Raw genomic sequence first — 21,472 nt, 5'->3', positions numbered from 1 at the left:
CGGCGACGCGCTCGCGACACCGCGGCGCACGATTCGAACGATTCGAAAAAAACCGGAGACACCGAATGACGAAGCTCAAGGCAGGTTTGCTGACGATGGCGCTCGCGATGACGGCCGCCACGGCCGGCGCGGCGACGCTGCGGATCGCATGTGGCGCGGCCGGCGTCGACCAGGACATTTGCCAGGTCTCGGCGAAGCGCTGGGCCGAGAAGACCGGCAACGAGGTCGAGTTCATCAGCATGCCGAATAACTCGAGCGAGACGCTGGCGCTTTATCAGCAGTTGCTCGGCAGCGGCTCGGACAAGATCGACGTGATGCAGATCGATACGGTCTGGCCGGGTATCCTCGCGAACCACCTGATCGACCTGAAGCCGTACAGCAAAGGACTGGAAAGCCAGTCGTTCCCGAGCATCGTCGCGAACGATACGGTGAACGGCAAGCTGGTCGCGATGCCGTGGTTCATCGATACGGGGCTGCTCTACTACCGCAAGGACCTGCTCGACAAGTACCGCGTGAAAGTGCCCGCAACGTGGGATGAACTCGACGCCACCGCGCGCAAGGTCCAGTCGGGCGAGCGCGCCGCCGGCAACGAGAAGGTCTGGGGCTACGTGTGGCAGGGGCGTGCGTACGAAGGGCTGACCTGCGATGCGCTCGAATGGGTCAGCAGCTACAACGGCGGCACGGTGGTCGACGACAAGGGCCGCGTGACGATCGACAACCCGGGCGCGATCAAGGCGCTCGAGCAGTCGGCGAAATGGGTCGGCACGATCAGCCCGAAGGCCGTGCTGAACTACGGCGAAGAGGAGGCCCGCGGCGTGTTCCAGGCCGGCAACGCCGTGTTCATGCGCAACTGGCCGTACGCATGGGCGATCGCGAATCGCACGGGCAGCCCGATCAAGGGCAAGGTCGGCATCGCGCCGCTGCCGAAGGGCGGCGCCGACGGCCGCCCGGCCGCCGCGCTGGGCGGATGGCAGCTCGCCGTGTCGCGCTACTCGCCGAACCCGAAACTGGCCGCCGATCTCGTGATGTACCTGGCGAGCGCGGAAGTGCAGAAGATGCGCGCGATCCAGGGGTCGTTCAACCCGACGATGCCGGCGCTCTACCGCGACAAGGAGATCCTGCAGGCCAACCCGTTCATGGCCGATCTGCTGCCGACCTTCGGCACGGCGGTCGCGCGGCCGTCGACCGTGACCGGCGCGAAGTACAACCAGGTCAGCAACCAGTTCTGGAACGCCGCGCACGACGTGCTCGCCGGCAGCGACACCGCATCGGGTGCGCTCGCGCGGCTCGCCGCCGCGCTCAACCGGCTCGCGCCGGGCGGCAACTGGCACTGAGCGCCGCGGCGCGCGATTGATCGATCGGACCGGCTGCCGCATGGCGCCGGCCTGACAGGAGACATCGAATGAGAACCGGAAGCATCGAGATCAGTAGTACTCCTGTATTCGTGCAGGCGCCCGCCCGGGCCCGGGCCGGGCTTGCCCACGCGCGCCGACGCCAGGCGTGGCTGCTGGTGGCGCCCGCACTGCTCGCGCTGGCGGCGATCGCCGGCTGGCCGCTGCTGCGCACCGCGTGGTTCAGCCTGACCGACGCGCAACTGTCCGACCTGTCGCAGCGTCATTTCGTCGGCCTCGACAACTATCTCGGCGCGGCGGGCGTGCTGCGCGACCCGGCCTGGTGGCAGGCGGTCGGCAATACCGTGCTGTTCGCCGTCGTGTCGGTGGTGCTCGAGACGGGCACGGGCCTCGGCGTCGCGCTGCTGCTCGACGTGCCGTCGCGGCTGCGTACGCTGCTGCGTGCGGCCGTGCTCGTGCCGTGGGCGATCCCGACCGTCGTGTCGGCGAAGATCTGGAGCTGGATGCTCAACGACCAGTTCGGGATCGTCAACGCGATGCTGATGTCGATCGGCGCGATCCATGAGCCGCTCGCGTTCACCGCCGATGCGCACCTCGTATTCCCGACCATCGTGCTCGTCGACGTGTGGAAGACCACGCCGTTCATGGCGCTGCTGATGCTCGCCGCGCTGCAGACCGTGCCGCGCGATTGCTACGAGGCCGCGCGTGTCGACGGCGTGCCGCGCTGGCGCGTGTTCCGGTCGGTGACGCTGCCGCTGATCCTGCCCGGCGTGCTGGTCGCGATGATCTTCCGCTCGCTCGACGCGTTGCGCGTGTTCGACCTGATCTACGTGATGACGTCGAACAGCCGGATCACGAAAAGCATGTCGGTCTATGTGCGCGAACAGCTGATCGATTTCCAGCAGGTCGGGTTCGGGTCGGCGTCGGCGATGCTGCTGTTCGCCACGATCGTGCTGTTCACCATCGGCTACATGGCGGTCAGCCGCCGCCGGATGCAGGAGGCATGAAATGAAGAAGCATCCGCTCGACATCGCGATTCACGGGCTGCTGTCGGCACTCGTGTTGGTGATCGCGCTGTTCCCGTTCGTCTACATGATCGGCACGTCGATCAAGCACGGCGACGCGTTGTTCGATACGTCGCTGTTCCCGGTGAGCCCGTCGCTCGACAACTATCGCCAGCTGTTCCGCGGCCAGCCGTTCGGCGCGTACCTGCTGAACTCGGCGCTCGTCGCGGGCGGGGCGGTCGCGCTGTCGCTCGCCGTGTCGGTGCTCGCCGCGTATGCGCTCGGCCGCGTGTCGTTCCGCGGGCGCGGGGTGCTGATGATGTGCATTCTCGGCGTGTCGATGTTTCCGCAGGTCGCGATCCTGTCGGGCCTGTTCGAGCTGGTCCGCGCGCTCGGCCTGTACGACCACCTCGGCGCACTCGTGCTGTCCGACCTGATCTTCACGCTGCCGTTCACGATCTGGATTCTCGTCACGTTCATGCGCGAGTTGCCGCGCGAGCTGGAGGAGGCGGCGCTCGTCGACGGCGTCGGCGTGTTCACGCTGATCTTCCGGATCTTCCTGCCGCTGCTGCGGCCGGCGCTGGCCGCGACGTCGCTGCTCGCGTTCGTATCGGCATGGAACGAGTTCCTGTTCGCGCTGACCTTCATGATCTCGTCGGGCCAGCGCACGGTACCCGTCGCGATCACGATGATCTCGGGCGCGAGCAGTTACGAGTTGCCATGGGGAACCATCATGGCCGCGTCGGTCATCGTCACGGTGCCGCTCGTGCTGCTGGTGCTGGCGTTTCAGCGGCATATCGTCTCCGGCCTGACTGCCGGCGCGGTCAAGGGTTGACGCATCTCGGCCCGATCAGGATCAAGAGGGAAAACATGAGTCAGATCAAATTGAGCGGTCTCCACAAGCAGTTCGGCACGACCCCCATCCTCAGCGACGTGAATCTCACGGTCGAGCCGGGCGAGTTCTGCGTATTCATCGGCCCGTCGGGCTGCGGCAAGTCGACGTTGCTGCGGATCGTCGCCGGCCTCGAGGAACAAAGTGCGGGCGACGTGTGGATCGATGGCCGCTGCGTCAACACGTTCGCGCCTGCGAAGCGCGACATCGCGATGGTGTTCCAGAGCTATGCGCTCTATCCGCACATGTCCGTCTACGAAAACATGGCGTTCGGCCTGCGTCATCTGCGCTTGCCGAAGGACGAGATCGACCGGCGGGTGCGGCTCGCTTCCGAGTCGCTGCGCCTCGGCGAGCTGCTCGAACGCAAGCCCGGCGCACTGTCCGGCGGCCAGCGGCAGCGCGTCGCGATCGGCCGCGCGATCGTCCGCAAGCCGAAAGTATTCCTGTTCGACGAACCGCTGTCGAACCTCGATGCGGCGCTGCGCGTGAAGACGCGCGTCGAGATTGCGAAGCTGCACCGCAGCCTCGACAGCACCAGCATGATCTACGTGACGCACGACCAGGTCGAGGCGATGACGCTCGCCGACAAGATCGTGCTGCTGCGGCCGCTCGAAGGGCGCAGCGGGATCGCAAGCATCGCGCAGATCGGCACGCCGCTCGATCTGTATCACCGTCCGGCGAGCCAGTTCGTCGCCGGTTTCATCGGCTCGCCCGCGATGAACTTCCTGCCGGCAAGCGTCGCGGCGGCCGGCAGTGGCGAGGTTCGCGCGCTGGCACGCGACCAGCCGCTGAGCGCCAGCGTGTCCGGCGAAGGCCTCGAGACGGGCGCCGGCGTGACGCTCGGCATCCGCCCCGAACACGTGCGGGTCGGCACCGGCGCCGTGACGGGCGAAGTCGCGCACGTCGAGCAGATGGGCGAACACACCTATCTGTATCTCGACACGCCGCTGTGCGGCCAGCCGCTTGTTGCGAAGACCGATGCCGGCGGCGCGCGGATCGGCGAGCGCGTGCGCGTCGATCTGCCGGCCGGCGCGCTGCATCTGTTTCATCCGGACGGACGCGCGGCGGTACGCACGCCGCGCGAGCCTGCCGCGCCGGCGCTCGCGATCGCCTGAGCGGCGCGCGGCGCGCGGCGCGCGGCTAATCCGGCCACAGGTTTCAGGCGGCCACGGCGCATGGCCGCTGTCGAATTGGCGCCAAATCTTCGATAAAGGATAGTCATGCTAAACAAGAAGCTTTCAGTGATCGTGTGGAACGAGTTCGAGCACGAACGGGAAAACGCGGGCGTGCGCGCGATCTACCCGGACGGCATTCACCAGGTGATCGCCGGCGCGCTCGCCGAGACACCGGCGCTCGGCCATGGCGCGTTGCCGCTCGAGATCGGCACCGCGACGCTCGACCAGCCCGAGCACGGCTTAAGCGAAGCGCGGCTCGCCGCGTGCGACGTGTTGATCTGGTGGGGGCACAAGGCGCACGCGAAGGTCTCCGACGAGATCGTCGAGCGCGTGCAGCGCCGCGTGCTCGAAGGGATGGGCCTGATCGTGCTGCATTCCGGGCACTTCTCGAAGATCTTCCGCCGCCTGCTCGGCACGAACTGTTCGCTGAAGTGGCGCGAAGCGGCCGAGAAGGAGCGGCTGTGGGTCGTCGAACCGTCACATCCGATCGCGGCCGGGCTCGGCGAGTACTTCGAGCTGCAGCACGAGGAGATGTACGGCGAGCGCTTCGACATCCCGCAACCGGACAGCACCGTGTTCATCTCGTGGTTCGAGGGCGGCGAGGTGTTCCGTTCGGGCTGCTGCTGGGAGCGCGGCCATGGCCGGATTTTCTATTTCCGTCCCGGGCATGAAGCGTATCCGACCTATCACGACCGCAACGTGCAGCGCGTGATCGCGAACGCGGTGCAGTGGGCCGCGCCGCGCGTGAACCTCGCCGACCGTTGCCCGAACTCGCCGCCGCTCGAGACGCTCAGCGAGAAGAGCCAGCAGTTCGCGCACGTCGGCATCCAGCAAACCGCAGGAGACCTCGCATGAACGACGATTACAAGGTCGAGCTGCCGGAAGCGGCGGCGATCGCACGCGGCCGCCGACTGCGCGTCGGCGTGATCGGGCTCGGGATCGGTCGCAAGCATATCGAAGGCTGGCGCGAGCATCCGGACGTCGACGTGGTTGCGATTGCCGATCCCGATGCGAAGCGGCTCGCGAAGGTCGGCGACGCGTTCGGCATCGACGCACGCTACGCGTCGGCCGACGCGATGCTCGCAGCCGGGAAGCTCGACGTCGTCAGCGTGTGCACGCCGAACAAGTTCCATCGCGAGCTGACGCTCGCCGCGTTCGACGCCGGCTGCCACGTGCTGTGCGAGAAGCCGATGGCGCTGAACGCGGACGAGGGGCGTGAGATGCTGATCGCCGCGCAGCGCGCCGGCAAGCGGCTGATGATCAATTTCTCGTACCGCTTCAGCGCGCAGTCGCGCGCGCTGAAGGCGCAGGTTGACAGCGGCCTGTTCGGCGATTTCTATTTCGGGCGGACGGTCTGGCATCGCCGGCGCGGGATGCCCGGCTTCGGTGGCTGGTTCGGTACGAAGGCGCTGGCGGGCGGCGGGCCGCTGATCGATCTCGGCGTGCACCGGCTCGACCTCGCGCTGTGGCTGATGGGCTATCCGAAGCCCGTGTGGGTGATGGGCAGCACCTACGATCCGATCGCGCGCGAACTGGCGGCGCGCGCGGGCAAGACGTTCGACGTCGAGGATCTCGCGGCTGCGCTGATCCGCTTCGACAACGGCGCGACGCTCGCGCTGGAGGCGTCGTGGGCGACCAACATCCAGGAGGCGGAGCTGATGGAAACCCGCCTCCTCGGCACGCGTGCCGGGCTGCTGCAGAAGAACCTGAACGAGGGCTACACGTTCGACGCGCACGTGTTCATCGAGCAGAACGGCGCGCAGTTCGACATGCGCCTGAATCCGCCCGCGGACGCCGCGCATTCCGCGATGTACGACTACGCGGAAGCGATTCTGTGCGACGTCCCGCATCCGGCGCCCGGTGAGGAAGGGCTGATCGTGATGGAAATTCTCGACGCGATCTATGCGAGCGCGGCCGCGGGCGAGCCGATCCGCGTCCACGCGCCGGGGCCGGCGGCCGCCGACGCGCCGCCGGTGCTCGATCTCGACGTCGCCGGCTGAAGTCGCGGGCTGACTTCGTACGGGGCCGGCGCGCGGATCGTCCACCGCGCCGGCCCGACAGCAACATGACGGACGACGCAGCACACACACCTATTCGATGACGCCGCGCATCGCACGCGGCGCACTGACAACGTTTGGAGACACGTTCATGATCGACGAAGCAGGCTGCGCCGTGCGCGGCCCCGCACGCACCCCGTTCAGGCTCACGCGGCTCGCCGCCGCTTTCTCGCTGGCCGTCGCATCGGCCGCGCTGCACGCGGCGCCGGATCCGGCAACGACGATGGCCGAGGACAGCGCGCCGGGCGGCCTCTCGCAGGCAACGGGCGTCGTGCCGGCCGACACGAGTCCCGCCAACGTGGCCACGCCGACGCCGTCGTCGGCGTGGAACCAGCTGACGCCATGGACGCAGCTCCATGGCTATCTGCGGGCCGGCGTCGGCACGAGCGACGGCCATTCGCAGGCCTGCTTCCAGTTGCCGGGCGCACAGAGCAAGTACCGGCTCGGCAACGAATGCCAGGTCTACGGCGAGCTGGAGATCGACCAGACGCTGTACAAGTTCTCGAACGGCATGCAGCTGTCGGCGGTCGGCATGGCGAGCCTCGTCAACGATCTCGACCGCACGCCGACCTTCGACGGCAATCACGGCAGGATTCGCCTGCCGCAGTCGTACGTGCAGCTCACGAACTTGCCGGGGCTCGACGACATGCGGATCTGGTTCGGGCGCATCTACTACCGGCGCAACGACGTCCACATGAACGACTTCTACTACTGGAACCCGAGCGGCCTCGGCGCGGGCGTCGAGAACGTGCCGATCGGCGGCGGCCTGAAGCTCAGCTATGCGCTGTTCCGCGAGGACTACATCGACCAGCCGAACTACGCGACGCGCCACGACTTGCAACTGTCCGGCGTGCACCCGAACCCCGGCGGCGAACTGCAGTTCGGGCTGTCGTACATCCCGGCCCGCGCGCCGGTGCTGAATTCGAGCGGCGTGCTGCAGGACGCGCATGGCGGCTGGTCGTTCACGGTCCAGCACGTGCAGACCAACCTGCTCGGCGGCAAGAACAAGCTCGCGTTCCAGTATGGCGTCGGCCCGGGCACGGGCCTCGGCTACACGGGAACGCTGACCAACGACAACCGCTACAAGAGCTTTCGCGTGCTCGACGCGTTCGACTGGCAGGCGACGCGCGACTTCAGCGGCCAGGTGGTCGGCATCTACCAGCGCGACATCGCGCCGTCGGGCGGGTCGCAGACCTGGATATCGATGGGCGTGCGGCCGGTGTATGCGTTCACGCAGCACATCAAGCTGCAGGGCGACTTCGGGCACGATCGCGTGACGCCGTCCGGCGGCCCGACGCGCACGCTGCTGAAGGCGAGCGTCGCGCTGACGCTCGCGATGGACCGCTCGTTCTGGTCGCGGCCCGAATTCCGCGTGTTCTACACGTATGCGCGCTGGAACAAGGCCGCGCAGGATGCGGCGGCGCCCGGCGATCCGCTGTCGACGACGGGCATCTTCGGCACGTCGCGCACGGGTTCGACGGTCGGTGCGCAGGTCGAATGGTGGTGGTGAGCGCGATGACGGAACGCTGTACGACGATATCGATGGGGGCCGATGCCGCGCCGTTCTCGCGCATCGTGTTCGGGATGTGGCGGATCGGCGACTGGGCCTTGTCGGGCCGCGAGCGCCGTGCGCTGATCGAGGCGGCGCTGGAACTCGGCGTGACGAGCTTCGACCATGCGGACATCTACGGCGACTACACGGCCGAGGCCCTGTTCGGCGACGTGCTGGCCGATGCGCCGCACCTGCGCGAACGGATGCAGATCATCACGAAGTGCGGGATCCGGCTCGTGTCCGCGCGCCGGCCCGCGCACGGGATCAAGCACTACGACACGCGGGCCGCGCATGTCGTTGCGTCGGTCGAGCAGTCGCTGCGCGCGCTGCGCACCGACCGGCTCGACCTGCTGCTGCTGCATCGTCCCGATCCGCTGATGGATGCCGACGAAGTCGCGACGACCTTTGCCGCGCTCCGGCGTGACGGAAAGGTGAGGGAATTCGGGATATCGAACTTTACGCCGGCGCAGGCTGCGTTGCTGCAAGACCGGATGGCGGCGCACGGGATGTCGCTCGCGACGAACCAGGTCGAATGCTCGCTGCTGCATCTCGCGCCGCTCGACGACGGCACGTTCGACCAGGCGCAGCGCTGGCGCTGTCCGCCGATGCTGTGGTCGCCGCTCGCGGGCGGACGCGTGCTGACCGAGGCATCGCCCGCCGCGACACGCGTGCGTGCGAGCGCGGCGCGGATCGGCGACGCGCTCGGCGTGTCCGCGACGACGGTGCTGTTCGCGTGGCTGCTCGCGCTGCCGTGCCGGCCGCTGCCGATCGTCGGGTCGAGCCGGATCGCGGCGCTGCGCGAAGCGGTAGAGGCGACCCGCATCCCGCTCGGGCGCGAGCACTGGTTCGCGCTGCTGGCCGCGGCGCGCGGCGTGGAGGTGCCATGACCGTTGCGATCGACACACGATGACAATCCGGGAGAGACGATGAGCGAAGCGACCCTGAACGGTCAACCGGTCGCGCCGTGCGGCGTGCGCGCCGGAGAATCCCGCTTGCTGGCGGATATCGGCGGCACGCACGCGCGCTTCGCGCTGGAGACCGCGCTCGGCGGGATCGGCGACGTGCGCGTCTATCGATGCAGCGCCCATGCCGGCGTGGACGACGCGGTGCGCGCGTTCCTGCGCGACGCGGGCGGCGCGCGGGTGCGGGACGCGGCGATCGCGATCGCCAATCCCGTGGACGGCGATATCGTCAGCATGACCAACCATGACTGGCGCTTCTCGATCGACGCGACGCGCCGCGCGCTCGGATTCGACACGCTGCGCGTCTTCAACGACTTCGCGGCGCTGGCGATGGCCGTGCCGCATCTGTCCGCGGGACAACGGCGGCAGGTTGGCGGCGGGCACGCGGCGCCCGCGGGTACGATCGGCGTGCTCGGCGCCGGCACGGGGCTGGGCGTTTCGGCGCTCGTGCGCGCGGGCGACGCATGGGTGCCGTTGTCCGGCGAGGGCGGGCATGTGTCGTTCGCGCCCGCCGACGCACGCGAGGCCGACGTGCTGCACTACGCGCGGGCACGCTGGCCGCACGTGTCGTTCGAGCGGCTGGTCGCGGGCCCCGGCATCGCGGTGATTCACGCGGCGCTCGCCGCGCGCGACGGCTGCGACCCACCCGAGGCCGATGCGGCCGATACGGCAGCCATCATCGAACGTGCGCTCGCCGGCGACGCACGCTGCATGGCGACCCTCGATTGCTTCTGCGGCATGCTCGGCACGTTCGCGGGCAATCTGGCGCTGACCCTCGGCGCGACCGGCGGCATCCATATCGGCGGGGGCGTCGTGCCGCGCCTCGGTGCATGGTTCGATGCGTCGCCGTTTCGTGCCCGCTTCGAGGCGAAGGGCCGCTTTGCCGGCTATCTCGCGAGGATTCCGACCTTCGTGATCACCGCGCCGCATCCGGCCTTCGTCGGCGTGTCCCGCCTGCTCGCCCGCGCGCTGGGCGAGGCCTGCTGACGCGCTGCACGGGCCGCCGGGTCCGTACGCGAAGGTGTGCGTTCCCGTCGAGCGTCGATCGGATGAAGGCTCGCGTCGGCACGCATGCTTGTCCTGTTGCATGTCGATCGGCCGCGCCGCTGCCGCGCGCAACACGCGTGTGTCGCGGCCGCACCGTCATGTCCGGCTTGCGTGGTTGTAGTGCGACTGTCTGCAAGGTGTCGGCGTGTTGAAAGAAGCCGGCTGCGCGCGACGCCACCCTATGGAATACGCCGACTGGAAGTCGTCCCGGAACTCATTTACTTTTAGGGGAGTGTCGCCGATGCGTCGTGCGTGCCGGAGGAGCCGTGACCACCTTCCAGAAAGCGTGGCAGTTGCTGGTCGGAAAACCGCTGGACCCGCTCGATCCGCGCACGCGGCATGCGATCGCCGTGACGCCGTTGCTGGCCTGGGTCGGGCTCGGTGCCGACGGGTTGTCTTCATCGTGCTACGGCCCGGAGGAGGCGTTCCTCGCGCTGGCGCAACACACGCCGCTCGCGCTGTTTCTCGCGCTCGCGACCGCGGCAACCGTGTTCATCATCGCGCTCGGCTACAACCAGGTGATCGAGCTGTTCCCGACGGGCGGCGGCGGCTACCGCGTCGCGACGTCGCTGCTCGGGGCGAAGCCGGGGCTCGTGTCGGGCGCGGCGCTGCTGGTCGACTACGTGCTGACCGTCGCGACCTCGCTCGCGAGCGGCGTCGACGCGTTCTTCAGCCTGCTGCCGGTCAGTGCGCAGGTGTTCAAGCTCACGACCGAGATCGTGCTGATCCTGCTGATGACGGGGCTCAACTTCCGCGGGATGCGCGAATCGATCATGGTGCTGCTGCCGATCTTCATCGGCTTCGTGATCCTGCACTTCGGGCTGATCGTGTACGGCGTCGCCGTGCACGGCAGCAACCTCGCGATGATCGTGCCCGATGCCGTGCACGAGGCGCACGGGATGTCGCAGTCGCTCGGCGTATTCGTGATGCTCGCGTTGCTGATGCGCGCGTTCTCGCTCGGCGGCGGCACCTATACGGGCCTCGAGGCCGTGTCGAACAACGTGAACATGCTGGCCGATCCGCGCGTGCCGAACGGCAAGGTGACGATGTGGTACATGTCGACGTCGCTCGCGTTCACGGCCGGCGGCATCATCCTGCTGTACATGTTGTGGCACGCGCGGCCCGTCGAAGGCGAGACGCTCAACGCGGTCGTGTTCGGCAGCGTGATCGACCATCTCGGGCTCGGCTCGGCGTTCGCGCGGCATGCGTTGCTCGCGGCCGTGCTCGCGTTCGAGGCCGGGCTGCTGATGGTCGGCGCGCAGACGGGCTTCCTCGACGGCCCGGCCGTGCTGTCGAACATGGCGTCGGATTCGTGGGTGCCGCGCCATTTCCGCGACCTGTCGACGCGCCTCGTGCGGCAGAACGGCATCATCGTCGTCGGCCTGTCGAGCCTGCTGATCCTGCTGTGGACGCACGGCAGCGTCGACGTGCTCGTCGTGCTGTACAGCATCAACGTGTTCCTCACGTTCAGCATGTCGCTGCTCGGGTTGTGCACGTACTGGTGGCGTCATCGCAGCGAGCGCGGCTGGTTCAAGCATTTCTTCCTGTCCGCGCTCGGGCTGAGCGTGACGGCGACCGTGCTCGTCATCACGCTGGTCGAGAAGTTCACGGCGGGCGGCTGGCTCACGGTGCTCGTGACGAGCGCGGTGATCGCGCTGTGCTTCATGATCAATCGCCACTACGCGTATACGCGCGCGCAGCTCGCGAAGGAAGATGCGCTGTTCTCCGGCAAGCCGCCCGAAGTCGACGAGGCGAGCGCGCCGGGCAAGCCCGATCCGTCGCAACCGACGGCCGTGCTGCTGGTCGGCAAGCATCGCGGCGCGAGCATGCACGCGCTGCTGTGGGTCAACCGGCTGTTTCCCGGGCACTTCCGCAACGTGATCTTCCTCGCGGTCGGCGAAGTCGACGCGAAGGCGTACGACGGGCACGAACATCTCGAACGGCTGCGTCACTCGATCACCGAAGCGCTCGACTACTATGTCGCGCATTGCCGCCGCAACGGCATCGCGGCCGACTACCGGATCGCGTTCGGCACGAATCCCGTCGTGGAATTCATGAACCTCGCATCGTCGACGCTCGATGAGTATCCGAATGCCGTGTGCTTCGCGAGCAAGCTGATCTTCCGGCGCGTGAATTTCCTGACCGCGTGGCTGCACAACCAGACGCCCGTCGAGCTGCAGGCGCGCCTGCATGTCGAGGGCAAGCAGATGGTGCTGCTGCCGATGAACGTCGGGTAGCGGCGGCGCGGCAAGCGCGTGGGCGACTGCCGGTAGCAGCCGTCAGGGCTGATGATGCCGATGCGGGCGGTGAGGCCGCCGCAGTGGCGGATGACGGAATTTGGCCCTCAGCCGGTCGCGCCCCGAACGCCTGAAGAAGAACAGCGCGGCGAGTGCGAAAAACGCCAGCAGTACGACGACTTCCACGATCCTGTTTTCCATGGTGCCTCCCGGTCGCGGGCGGACGATCCTTCGTCAGCGTTCGGCGATCGGGCGTATGCCGGCGGCCGCGCGCGATGACGCATTCACGTTGCATTGTAGGCCGGCGTGCACCGGCTTGACGCGTGCGTATGCGTCGCCCACACTGGCCGCACGAGTGTCGCGCGGTTGACCCGCTTCGCTGCGCGACCGCGCTTTCCGTGAACCGCGACGAGGTGCGATGTGGTGCGCTTTTCTGTCGGCCTGGCCGGCTGGATGCTGGCATGCGCTGCCGCGTTCGGCGCATCGAATGCGGTCGGTGCGACGCTGGGCACGGGCCCGGCGGCGGGCGGGGCGAACGACGTTGCCGACGAAGCGCCCGTCACGCTGGTCAGCGATGTCCACGAATTCGTGATCCAGCACGACGGTTCGCTCGACGAGCACGACGATTCGACGCTGCGCGCGAACCACGCGAACGGCATCGACGCGGTCGCGCAGCGCTACGTGTGGTTCGACAAGAATCTCGAGCAGGTCGACCTGCTCGCGGCCGAGACGATCGACCGCGACGGGCTCGCGCATCCGGTCGGCGCGGACGGGATCCGCGACGTGCAGGAGCCGCGTTCGGCCGGCGCGCCGACGTTCCAGGACGGGCTGTTGCGCACCGTCGTGTTTCCCGGCGTCGAAGCCGGGTCGAGCACGCGCGTGGCGTTTCGCAAGACGCGCACGAAGCCCGTCAATCGCGGCTACTTCGGCTACTACGTCGAGCCGTCGCGCGAGCCGGTCGACAATCAGCGGCTGATCTTCGACGTGCCGGCCGACCTGCCGCTGTACGCGGACGCGCGCGGCTATGTCGCGCTGCCGCCGGTGACGGCGAACGGCCGCACGCGCTACGAATTCGACTACCGGCACGGCCCGTACGACCGCATCGAGAACGGCGCGGTCGGCTACCCGACCTACGGCGACCGGCTCGTCGTGTCGACGCTGCCCGACTATGCGGCGTTCGCCGCGCGCTACCGCAACGCGGCCGTCGATCCGGGCGTCGACGATCCGGCCGTCGTGCAGTTAGCGCGTGCGCTCACCGCGGATGCCGCCGATCCGCGCGACAAGGCGCGCATCCTGTACGACTGGGTGCAGGCGAACGTGCGCTACGTCGCGCTGTTTCTGGGCGAAACGGCCGCCGCGCCGCATCGCGTGACGGACATCCTGCGCAACCGTTACGGCGACTGCAAGGACCATGTCGCGCTGTTCGGCGCGCTGCTCGCGGCGGTCGGCATCCGCAGCGAACCGGTGCTGATCAATCTGGGCGCGGTGTATACGCTGCCGTCCGTACCCGGCTACGGCGGCGGCGCGATCAATCACGCGATCACGTGGCTGCCCGATCTCGCGCTTTACGCGGATACGACGACGGCCGGCATCGCGTTCGGCTACCTGCCGCCGATCGTGATGGATCGCCCCGCGCTGCTGGTGGACACGGGCGAGCTGTCGCGCACGCCGGCCACGCAGCCGCGCGGCCGCATCGCGCGGCTCGCGATCGATGCCGCGCAGCCCGGCGCCGCGCGGTTGCATGCGTACATCGAAGACGACGGCTGGACGGCCGAACTCGAACGCAACCTGTTTCGCCGCGCGACGCACGACCGCGTCGAGCAGCTCGCGACCGAACGCCTGCGGCAAAGCGGCTTGCGCGGCCGCGCGCAACTGTCGACCAGCGACCGGCGCGTGACCGACGGGCCGTTCGACGTGACGATCACAGGCACGCTCGACCATTTCGTGTGGCCCGACGGCACGACCGCGTTGCCCGCGCTGTCGAGCCTCACGGGCGGCATCGCGACGCAGGTCGAGAGCTGGCTGGCCGAACCCGTGCGCACGCAGCCGTGGGGCTGCATCGGCGGCACGTTCGACGAGACCGGCCAGATCGCGCTGCCGGCCGACGTCGTCGTGACCGACCTGCCGGCCGATGCGGCCGTGCACGACCGCTTCGTCGATTTCACGTCGCATTATGTGTTCGATGCGGCCGCGCGCGTCGTGCAGGTCACGCGGCGGATGAAGGCGGAGTTCGGCCGGCAGGTATGCACACCCGACGAATTCGCTGCGCTGCGCGCGTCGCTCGAACGCATCGATCGCGATACACAGGCGCAGATCGTCGTGCGGGCGAAAGGGCATTGAACGGGCAGGGGCAGTGGGCGCGTCGCCGCCATCGGCCGACGCACAGGAGGGACATCATGACGGAACGGGACTACGAGATCGCCGATCTCTCGAAAGATTTGCTGGGCCGGATCGTGCAGGGCACCGTCGCGAACGGTGCGCCCGTCGATGCAGAGCAGTGCGCGGCGCTCGCCGTGCAATGCGCGACGGCGCTGGTCGACAAGCTTGGAGCGCGTAGCGGCTGAACGGGCCGGATCAATGCGCTGCGCACGCCGTGCGGACGTCGCTCGCCAGTCCGGTATTACGGACTGGTCGCCAGCGATCCGTGGAGGGTGGCGCGCTGACGCCGGCAGTACCGCCCGAGCCCGACGATGCCGACGAGGGAGACGAACGACAGCAGCGTGAAGAACGCCGCCAGCGGCAGCCATTGCCCGCGGAACTGCTGGGCAAGCAGCGTGCCGATCATCGGCGTCGTGCCGCCGGCGATCATTGCGCATAGCTGGTAGGCGATCGAAATGCCGGAATAGCGGACGCGCGTCGGGAACGCCGGCGTCATGAAGCCGGCGATGACCGCGTAGACCGCCGACAGTGTGACGACCGCGAACGAGATGCCTGCGACGATCGCGACGGGGTTCTGTGTCTGGACGAGCAGGAACATCGGATAGGGTGTCGCCATCGACAGGAGCGCTGCGCAGGTCAGGAAGCGCGTCTCCCCGAACCGTTGCGCGAGCAGCGCGGAGACGGGCTGCGACAGCAACTGGATGACGGTGACGACGAACAGGCAATCGAGGATGAACGATTTGGACATGCCGAGGTAGGTCGTCACATACGAAATCATGAACGTGTTCGTGAAGAAGAAGCCCGCCGAGCCGATCGTTGTCGCCGCGGCCGCCAGCAGGATCGGCACCCAGGCGGTACGCAGCACCTCGGCGACCGGGTACTTCGCCACCGCGTTGGTATCGCGCACGCGTTCGAATTCGGGCGATTCCTTCACGCCGAGGCGGATGGCCATCCCGATGAGGAGCAGCACGAAGCTCGCGAGGAAGGGCAGGCGCCAGCCCCAACTGACGAAGCTCTCATGGTCGAGCGACGTGACGAAGCGGAACGAGAGCAACGACAGGATCAGCCCGGCCGGGCTGCCCATTTGCGGGAACGACGCGAAGAACGTCTTGCGGCCGGCCGGTGCGTGTTCGCTGGCCATCAGAACGGCGCCGCCCCATTCGCCGCCGACCGCGATACCCTGCAGGATCCGCAGCAACACCAGCAGGATCGGTGCCCAGATACCGATCGTCGCGTAGCCCGGCAGCAGGCCGATACCGGTCGTCGCGATACCCATCAGGAACATCGTCAGGACGAGCATCTTCTTGCGGCCGATGCGGTCGCCGAGATGGCCGAACACCGCGCCACTCAGCGGTCGGGCGACGAAGCCGACAAAAAAGGTGCCGAACGACGCCATCGTGCTCAGGTAATGGTTGCTGCTCGGAAAGAATACGTCCCCGAGCACGAGCGCCGCGGCGGTCGCGTATGTGTAGTAGTCGTAGAACTCGACGGCGGTGCCGATGAACGCCGCGGTGGCGGCGCGCACGGGTTGATGCGTGGTGGGAGTGGGTTGAGACATGGGCTGTCCTGTCGTTCGTCCTGGGGGCGGTCGGCCACGGCGATGCGCTGCCTGCGGTGTTGCGAGGTGGCTGCGTGGTTTATCCGTCGCCGATATGCGTACGTAAAATTCTGTTTTTTAATCGCCAGCATTAGTGGTGCTTATGCTCGACACCCCGGCATGCGCGTCGGCCATGCTCCGGCATTGCGCATGGCGCTCGAGCAGGCGGCGCGCGTTGTTCGCGTCCGGCGCGTCGATCCTGTCGGGCGTGGCGCCGTGACCGGACGCTGCTTGCGCGCGATAGGCGTCGAGCAACGCGCGCGCTGCATCCGCATCCGTGTCGGTAGGCGTCAGTGCGCGGTTGATGGCGTCGACGTGTTCGGCGAACACAGCGCATTTCGACTGGAAACCGAGCTGCGTCGACATATCGAGGTCGAGTGCGAGCGCGTCCGGCGCGCGGTAGGTGCAGGGCAGATCGATCGGCGCGCGACCGGCGGCGACGCACTCGATCAGGAACCGGCTGCGCGCATGCAGCAGTTCGCGTCCGTCGCGCGAGCGGCGGGCGCCGAGGCTGGCCGCGAAATCCTCGACCGCCAGCATCGCATGCCGGATACGCTGGCTCGCGGTGAGCATCGCGCCGAGATGCACGAGCCCGTACGCCGACTCGATCGTCGGCACGATTTCCGTCGACCCTTCCGGGATACCGTGATGCGCTTCGAGCGCCGTCAACGCATCGGCCAGCCGGGTGAGCTGCAGCGGGGTTTCCGCATGAGGCAGGAAGATCGCTGCGGGCCGGCCCGGCATTACGCCGACGAGATCGTCGTGGCCGTCGTGTTCCAGCTTGTTGATCCGCACCGCGCCGAGCGCGCCGCAGGCAGTCGCGTCGGCGAGCAGCGCGACGATATGCCGGCGGGCGGCCGGCCGGTCGAAGGGCACGGTCATTTCTTCCAGGTCGGCGACGATCGCGTCGGCAGACGTGCCGAGCGCGGCGGCGTGGGCGGCGGTGTCGGCGCCGGGCACGAAAAGCCAGACGCGTCGCAGCGTGGCAAGCGGTCGGTGGGGGTAGCGTGTCATGGTCGGGGGCGATTGCGGGGGCAGGAAGCGGACGGGACCGGTCACGCGCGCCCCGCACGGGCGAGCATCGCCTGCAGCAGCACGTCCGCGCCGCGCGCAACATCGGCTGGCAGCGCATCTTCGGCTTCGTTATGGCTCAACCCGCCGACGCACGGAATGAACACCATCGCGGTCGGGCAATGTTTCGCGAGATGGATCGCGTCGTGTCCCGCTCCGCTGATGATCCGCTGGTTCGGATAGTCGAGCCCGACGACCGCGTGCTGAACGGCGTCGACGCAGGCCGGATCGAACGGCGTGGCCGGGCTGACCCAATGCTGCCCGATCTCGACCGTCACGCCGCGTCGCGCGGCCACCGCGCCGAAACGTGCGCGCACAGCGGCTTCCATGTCGGCGATCGCCGCGTCGTCCGGATGGCGCAGGTCGACCGTGAACGCGACGTCGCCCGCGATCGTATTGCGCGACGCATTGCGGATCTGCCATTCGCCGATCGTCGTCAGGCCCAGCGGAAAGAAATCGGCGGCGATCGCCTCCAGTTCGGCAGCCATGTCGGTTGCGGCGAACAACGCATCCTTCCGGTATTGCATCGGTGTCGTGCCCGCATGCGCGGCCTGGCCCGCGACACGCACGTCGAGCCAGCGGATCGCCTGGCCGCCCGTCACGACGCCGATCGGCACGCCGCTTTCCTCGAGCACGGGGCCCTGTTCGATATGCGCTTCGAAGTACGCGTCGAACACCGTGCCCGGCACCGCGCGCTCGCCCGCGTAGCCGGTCGCGCGCAACGCGTCGGCGACGCTTTCGCCCGCCGCGTCCCGCGATCCGAGCGCGGCTTCCAGCGGCATCACGCCGGTGAACGCGGCGGAGCCGAGCATCGCCGGCGTGAACCGGGCGCCTTCTTCGTTGGTCCACACGACGATCTCGATCGGCCGTTCGGTGTCGATTCCCGCGTCGTTCAGCGTGCGCACGACTTCGAGCGCGGCGAGTACGCCGTATACGCCGTCGAATCGGCCGCCTTCGGGCTGCGTGTCGAGGTGGCTGCCGCTCGCGACGGGCGCGGCCGCGGCTTGCCGGCCCGCGCGCCGCGCGAACAGGTTGCCGACGCGATCGACGGACAGCGCGAGCCCCGCTTCCCGGCACCACGTCTCGAACAGCGCGCGGCCGGCCGTGTCTTCCCGGGTCAGCGCGAGGCGGCGCACGCCGCCTTTCGCGGTCGCGCCCACTTGCGCCATGTCCATGAGGCTCTGCCAGAGCCGCTCCGCATTGATCTTCAGCATCGTCGAGGTTCCTGATCGGTCGGCCGACAATCGGCCGGAGTTCATCGTGTCGTCTTTATCGAAAATCCAAAATAATTAGTCCAATTTTTAATCGTTATCCTGAGTATAATTTTCACGAATGATGAAGCCGTGAGACCCACGATGAGCAAAGACCGCCCCGACACCTACCTGAACGACCGCCTCGACTGGAACCTGCTGCGGACCTTCCTCGCGATTGCGCGGGAGAAGAGCGTGAGCCGGGCGGCGATGCGCCTGCATCTCACGCAGCCGGCCGTGAGCCAGGCGCTGCGGCGGCTCGAGGAGCAACTCGGCCTGCGCCTCGTCGATCGCCACGGGCCGCGCATCGAGGTCACGCAGGCGGGCATCGAGGTGCGGCAGATCGCCGAGGACATCTACGGCACGATCTCGCGCCTGTCGCTTGCCGACGTCGATCGCGATCACGACGTCTCGGGCACCGTGCGCATCGGGATCGTCAGCGGCATCGACTTTCCCGCGTACGACGATTTCCTCGCCGAATTTCATCGGACCTATCCGCGCATCGAATTCGAAAGCCAGGTGATGCGCAGCGCCGACGTCGTCAACAGCCTGCAACAGAGGGCGCTGACGCTCGGGCTGACGCCGCGTCGGGCGTTGCCGAAGCGCATCGACGCCCGCGTGTTCCTGCGCCAGCACTACGCACTGTTTTGCGGGCATCACCATCCGCTGTTCGGTCGCGACGGTCTGCGCACGGCCGACCTGGCCGGCCTGCCGTTCGTGTCCTTCACCGGCGACAAGGTCGGCGACCACATGTCGCCGCTGACGATCTTTCGCGACGAGATGGGTTTCACCGGGCGCGTGATCGCGTCGTCGTCGAGCATGGCCGAGGTCAAGCGCTTCATCTTCGCGGGGCTCGGGATCGGCTGCCTGCCCGAGCACATCGTGCGGGACGACATCGCGCACGGACGTTTCCAGCGCTTGCCGCCCGACGAAGGCGTGGCCGACGTCGACATCCATTTCCTGTGGTCGCAGGACCGCAAGCTCAATGCGGCCGAGTCGGCGTTCGTCGACGCGCTGAATGCGTTCCTCGACCGCCAGGAGGCGCTCGATGCGCCGGTCGCGCCGTGACGAGGGCGCACACGGCGTCGCCGGCGTTCAGTAGCCGCGCGCGACATCTACCACGTTGTGCAGCGGCTCGCCGTCCAGCAGCCGCTGCACGTTCTGCGCGACCTGCTGGCCGATCGTGTCGGAGCTGGCGACCGACGCCATGTGCGGCGTGACGATCAGGTTCGGCGCATGCCATAGCGGATCGTCGGCGGGCAGCGGCTCGACCGGGAACACGTCGACGAGTGCGCCGCCGAGCTGGCCGCGTTCGAGTGCCGCGACGAGATCGGCGCCGACGAGATGCTCGCCGCGCCCGACATGGATCAACTTCGCACCCGGCTTCAGCCGGCTGAACGTCGCCGCATTCAGGATGCCGCGCGTTTCGTCGGTCAGCGGCAACAGGCACACGAGGATGTCGGTGCCGGCGAGAAACGCGTGCAGGCTGTCATCGTGCTCGAACAGTTCGACGCCGGGCAGCGCGCGCGGCTGGCGCGCCCAGCCGCGGACCGCGTAACCGCGTTGCTGGAGATCGACGGCGACACGGCCGCCGATCTCGCCGAGCCCCATGATGCCCACCGTGCATTGCGACGGATGCGCCTGTTCCGGGCGAAACCAGCGTGCCGCCTGCTGGTTGCGCATCGCGAGGTCGAGCCGGCGATGGAAATGCAGCACGCCCCACGTGACGAACTCGCTCATGCCGCGCGCATGCTGCGGATCGACGACGCGGCACAGCGGCAGCGCGGGCAGCGTGGCGTCGGCGAGGATATTGTCGACGCCGGCCGCGATGCTGTGGACGAGGCGCAGGTTCGGCATCGCGGCGAGCGCTCCGTGCGGCGGATCCCAGCACGCAGCGACTTCCGCATCGGCGGCACCCGGTTCGCCGTGCATCACGACGTTGAAAGCCGGCGCGGCGCGCCGGATCGATTCGACGAGATGCGACATGTCGTAGCTTTTGCTGAGGAGTGCGATTGTAGTCATCGGAATCAATGGCTGTGAGGCCGGCCCGGATGGCCGGCACGTGAGGAAGAGGTTTCAGCAGCGGTAGTCGGACGCGGGATCGTCGATCAGGCGCAGCGCGGCGCGCCACGCGGTGTCGGCGATGTCGGACGAATCGTCGCGCGTGAATTGCGCGGCTGTGCGCCTGCAGACGTCGACGCTCGGCACGATCAGCTTTGCACCACCGGCCATCGCCTGCACTTGCGCCTGACAGGCACGTTCGAGGAAGTAGATTTCGTGGAATGCCTCCGCGGCTGTTGCTCCACCCGCGAGCAAACCGTGATTGCGCAGGATCATCGCCTTGTGCGTACCGAGGTCGCGCACCAGCCGCTCGCGTTCGGCGAGGTCGAGGGCGATGCCTTCGTAGTCGTGATAGCCGAGCTTTTCGTAGAACTTGAGCGCATGCTGGCTGATCGGCAGCAGGCCGTTTTCCTGCGCGGAGACGGCGATGCCCGCGGCGGTATGCGTATGCACGACGAAGTGCAGGTCGTCCCGCGCGGCGTGGACCGCCGAGTGGATCGTGAAGCCCGCCGCGTTGACGCGGAACCGGGCAGGGTCGCTGGCTGCGCGCGCGTCGATCACGTTGCCGTACGCATCGATCTTCACGAGATCGGATGCGCGCATTTCGTGGAACAGCACGCCGTAGCGGTTGATCAGGAAGGTCGGCGTGTCGCCGGGCAGGCGTGCCGAGATGTGCGTGTCGATCATGTCCGTCATGCGGAAATGCGCGACGAGGCGGTACAGCGCCGCAAGGTCGGTGCGGATCGCCCATTCGTCCGGCGGGCAGTCGTGCGCGCCGGCCGGCAGGCGTGCGTCGTCGAAGGATCGCATCGGTGTCTCTCCATGTTCAGGCATTG

At 68.0% G+C, this 21,472-nt stretch carries 18 protein-coding genes and 1 pseudogene; 13 read left to right on the top strand and 6 right to left on the bottom strand.

All coding sequences use genetic code 11. The features are described 5' to 3' along the window. Positions 1-65 precede the first annotated feature (65 nt). The 10 genes and pseudogenes from JYG32_RS25510 (at position 66) to JYG32_RS25465 (ending at position 12,278) form a co-directional block, all read left to right on the top strand. Positions 66-1,334, top strand: coding sequence for an ABC transporter substrate-binding protein (locus tag JYG32_RS25510; protein WP_213265452.1), 1,269 nt, complete (start codon positions 66-68; stop codon positions 1,332-1,334). A gap of 68 nt (positions 1,335-1,402) precedes the next feature. Beyond that, on the top strand, positions 1,403-2,359 hold the full coding sequence (locus tag JYG32_RS25505) for a carbohydrate ABC transporter permease (RefSeq protein ID WP_249744880.1): 957 nt from the start codon (positions 1,403-1,405) through the stop codon (positions 2,357-2,359). Position 2,360: 1 nt separating this feature from the next. After that, complete coding sequence (locus JYG32_RS25500; protein ID WP_213267411.1) at positions 2,361-3,191, top strand: carbohydrate ABC transporter permease; 831 nt, start codon at positions 2,361-2,363, stop codon at positions 3,189-3,191. Positions 3,192-3,226: 35 nt separating this feature from the next. Further along, positions 3,227-4,363, top strand: coding sequence for an ABC transporter ATP-binding protein (locus tag JYG32_RS25495; protein WP_213267410.1), 1,137 nt, complete (start codon positions 3,227-3,229; stop codon positions 4,361-4,363). Between the two features lie 105 nt (positions 4,364-4,468). After that, positions 4,469-5,278 carry a ThuA domain-containing protein gene (locus JYG32_RS25490; RefSeq protein WP_249744879.1) on the top strand — a complete coding sequence of 270 codons (810 nt, stop codon included), beginning with the start codon at positions 4,469-4,471 and terminating at the stop codon, positions 5,276-5,278. Next, the gene (locus JYG32_RS25485; RefSeq protein ID WP_174378274.1) at positions 5,275-6,423 is read left to right on the top strand and encodes a Gfo/Idh/MocA family protein; all 1,149 of its coding nucleotides are present in this window, start codon (positions 5,275-5,277) and stop codon (positions 6,421-6,423) included. Before JYG32_RS25490 ends, JYG32_RS25485 begins: the two co-directional genes overlap by 4 nt. A gap of 148 nt (positions 6,424-6,571) precedes the next feature. Then, complete coding sequence (locus JYG32_RS25480; RefSeq protein WP_213267409.1) at positions 6,572-7,990, top strand: maltoporin; 1,419 nt, start codon at positions 6,572-6,574, stop codon at positions 7,988-7,990. Continuing rightward, complete coding sequence (locus JYG32_RS25475; protein ID WP_213267408.1) at positions 7,978-8,919, top strand: aldo/keto reductase; 942 nt, start codon at positions 7,978-7,980, stop codon at positions 8,917-8,919. Before JYG32_RS25480 ends, JYG32_RS25475 begins: the two co-directional genes overlap by 13 nt. A gap of 39 nt (positions 8,920-8,958) precedes the next feature. Further along, positions 8,959-9,966 (top strand): annotated as a pseudogene (locus tag JYG32_RS25470) (glucokinase); the annotation flags it as partial. A gap of 341 nt (positions 9,967-10,307) precedes the next feature. Next, positions 10,308-12,278 (top strand): APC family permease, encoded by a 1,971-nt coding sequence (locus JYG32_RS25465; RefSeq protein ID WP_174378271.1) that lies wholly within the window; start codon positions 10,308-10,310, stop codon positions 12,276-12,278. Positions 12,279-12,320: 42 nt separating this feature from the next. On the opposite strand, the gene JYG32_RS25460 is transcribed toward JYG32_RS25465, so the two are convergent. Further along, positions 12,321-12,479, bottom strand: a complete 159-nt coding sequence (locus JYG32_RS25460) for a hypothetical protein (RefSeq protein ID WP_174378270.1) — start codon at positions 12,477-12,479, stop codon at positions 12,321-12,323. Between the two features lie 252 nt (positions 12,480-12,731). On the opposite strand from JYG32_RS25460, the gene JYG32_RS25455 reads away from it, so the two are divergent. Together JYG32_RS25455 and JYG32_RS25450 are read left to right on the top strand one after the other, a co-directional pair. Further along, complete coding sequence (locus JYG32_RS25455; RefSeq protein ID WP_249744881.1) at positions 12,732-14,618, top strand: DUF3857 and transglutaminase domain-containing protein; 1,887 nt, start codon at positions 12,732-12,734, stop codon at positions 14,616-14,618. A gap of 56 nt (positions 14,619-14,674) precedes the next feature. Continuing rightward, positions 14,675-14,842 carry a hypothetical protein gene (locus JYG32_RS25450; protein ID WP_213267406.1) on the top strand — a complete coding sequence of 56 codons (168 nt, stop codon included), beginning with the start codon at positions 14,675-14,677 and terminating at the stop codon, positions 14,840-14,842. A gap of 56 nt (positions 14,843-14,898) precedes the next feature. Here the strand turns inward: JYG32_RS25450 and JYG32_RS25445 are convergent, their stop codons facing one another. The 3 genes from JYG32_RS25445 to JYG32_RS25435 form a co-directional block, all read right to left on the bottom strand. Next, the gene (locus JYG32_RS25445; RefSeq protein ID WP_213267405.1) at positions 14,899-16,215 is read right to left on the bottom strand and encodes an MFS transporter; all 1,317 of its coding nucleotides are present in this window, start codon (positions 16,213-16,215) and stop codon (positions 14,899-14,901) included. Between the two features lie 117 nt (positions 16,216-16,332). Further along, positions 16,333-17,268 (bottom strand): HpcH/HpaI aldolase/citrate lyase family protein, encoded by a 936-nt coding sequence (locus tag JYG32_RS25440; protein ID WP_213267404.1) that lies wholly within the window; start codon positions 17,266-17,268, stop codon positions 16,333-16,335. 41 nt (positions 17,269-17,309) lie between these two features. After that, complete coding sequence (locus JYG32_RS25435) at positions 17,310-18,539, bottom strand: Zn-dependent hydrolase (RefSeq protein WP_213267403.1); 1,230 nt, start codon at positions 18,537-18,539, stop codon at positions 17,310-17,312. Positions 18,540-18,680: 141 nt separating this feature from the next. Here JYG32_RS25435 and JYG32_RS25430 point away from each other — a divergent pair, with 141 nt between their 5' ends. Next, a complete protein-coding gene (locus JYG32_RS25430) occupies positions 18,681-19,643 on the top strand; it encodes a LysR family transcriptional regulator (protein WP_213267402.1) in 963 nt (320 codons plus the stop codon). A 27-nt stretch (positions 19,644-19,670) separates the two neighbouring features. On the opposite strand, the gene JYG32_RS25425 is transcribed toward JYG32_RS25430, so the two are convergent. Beyond that, positions 19,671-20,597, bottom strand: coding sequence for a 2-hydroxyacid dehydrogenase (locus JYG32_RS25425; protein ID WP_213267401.1), 927 nt, complete (start codon positions 20,595-20,597; stop codon positions 19,671-19,673). A 54-nt stretch (positions 20,598-20,651) separates the two neighbouring features. Continuing rightward, positions 20,652-21,446, bottom strand: a complete 795-nt coding sequence (locus JYG32_RS25420) for a class II aldolase/adducin family protein (RefSeq protein ID WP_213267400.1) — start codon at positions 21,444-21,446, stop codon at positions 20,652-20,654. Positions 21,447-21,472 lie beyond the last annotated feature (26 nt).

The organism is Burkholderia pyrrocinia, from assembly GCF_018417535.1.
In the GTDB taxonomy this organism is placed as follows: Bacteria; Pseudomonadota; Gammaproteobacteria; order Burkholderiales; family Burkholderiaceae; genus Burkholderia; species Burkholderia pyrrocinia_E.
Note: the sequence above shows the minus strand (reverse complement) of the source record. Positions and strands in the feature narration are given on the sequence as shown.

Coding starts and splice junctions, on each gene's coding strand:
- JYG32_RS25510 (WP_213265452.1), top strand. CDS start 66: ATGACGAAGCTCAAGGCAGGTTTGCTGACGATGGCGCTCGCGATGACG.
- JYG32_RS25505 (WP_249744880.1), top strand. CDS start 1,403: ATGAGAACCGGAAGCATCGAGATCAGTAGTACTCCTGTATTCGTGCAG.
- JYG32_RS25500 (WP_213267411.1), top strand. CDS start 2,361: ATGAAGAAGCATCCGCTCGACATCGCGATTCACGGGCTGCTGTCGGCA.
- JYG32_RS25495 (WP_213267410.1), top strand. CDS start 3,227: ATGAGTCAGATCAAATTGAGCGGTCTCCACAAGCAGTTCGGCACGACC.
- JYG32_RS25490 (WP_249744879.1), top strand. CDS start 4,469: ATGCTAAACAAGAAGCTTTCAGTGATCGTGTGGAACGAGTTCGAGCAC.
- JYG32_RS25485 (WP_174378274.1), top strand. CDS start 5,275: ATGAACGACGATTACAAGGTCGAGCTGCCGGAAGCGGCGGCGATCGCA.
- JYG32_RS25480 (WP_213267409.1), top strand. CDS start 6,572: ATGATCGACGAAGCAGGCTGCGCCGTGCGCGGCCCCGCACGCACCCCG.
- JYG32_RS25475 (WP_213267408.1), top strand. CDS start 7,978: ATGGTGGTGGTGAGCGCGATGACGGAACGCTGTACGACGATATCGATG.
- JYG32_RS25460 (WP_174378270.1), bottom strand. CDS start 12,479: ATGGAAAACAGGATCGTGGAAGTCGTCGTACTGCTGGCGTTTTTCGCA.
- JYG32_RS25455 (WP_249744881.1), top strand. CDS start 12,732: ATGCTGGCATGCGCTGCCGCGTTCGGCGCATCGAATGCGGTCGGTGCG.
- JYG32_RS25450 (WP_213267406.1), top strand. CDS start 14,675: ATGACGGAACGGGACTACGAGATCGCCGATCTCTCGAAAGATTTGCTG.
- JYG32_RS25445 (WP_213267405.1), bottom strand. CDS start 16,215: ATGTCTCAACCCACTCCCACCACGCATCAACCCGTGCGCGCCGCCACC.
- JYG32_RS25440 (WP_213267404.1), bottom strand. CDS start 17,268: ATGACACGCTACCCCCACCGACCGCTTGCCACGCTGCGACGCGTCTGG.
- JYG32_RS25435 (WP_213267403.1), bottom strand. CDS start 18,539: ATGCTGAAGATCAATGCGGAGCGGCTCTGGCAGAGCCTCATGGACATG.
- JYG32_RS25430 (WP_213267402.1), top strand. CDS start 18,681: ATGAGCAAAGACCGCCCCGACACCTACCTGAACGACCGCCTCGACTGG.
- JYG32_RS25425 (WP_213267401.1), bottom strand. CDS start 20,597: ATGACTACAATCGCACTCCTCAGCAAAAGCTACGACATGTCGCATCTC.
- JYG32_RS25420 (WP_213267400.1), bottom strand. CDS start 21,446: ATGCGATCCTTCGACGACGCACGCCTGCCGGCCGGCGCGCACGACTGC.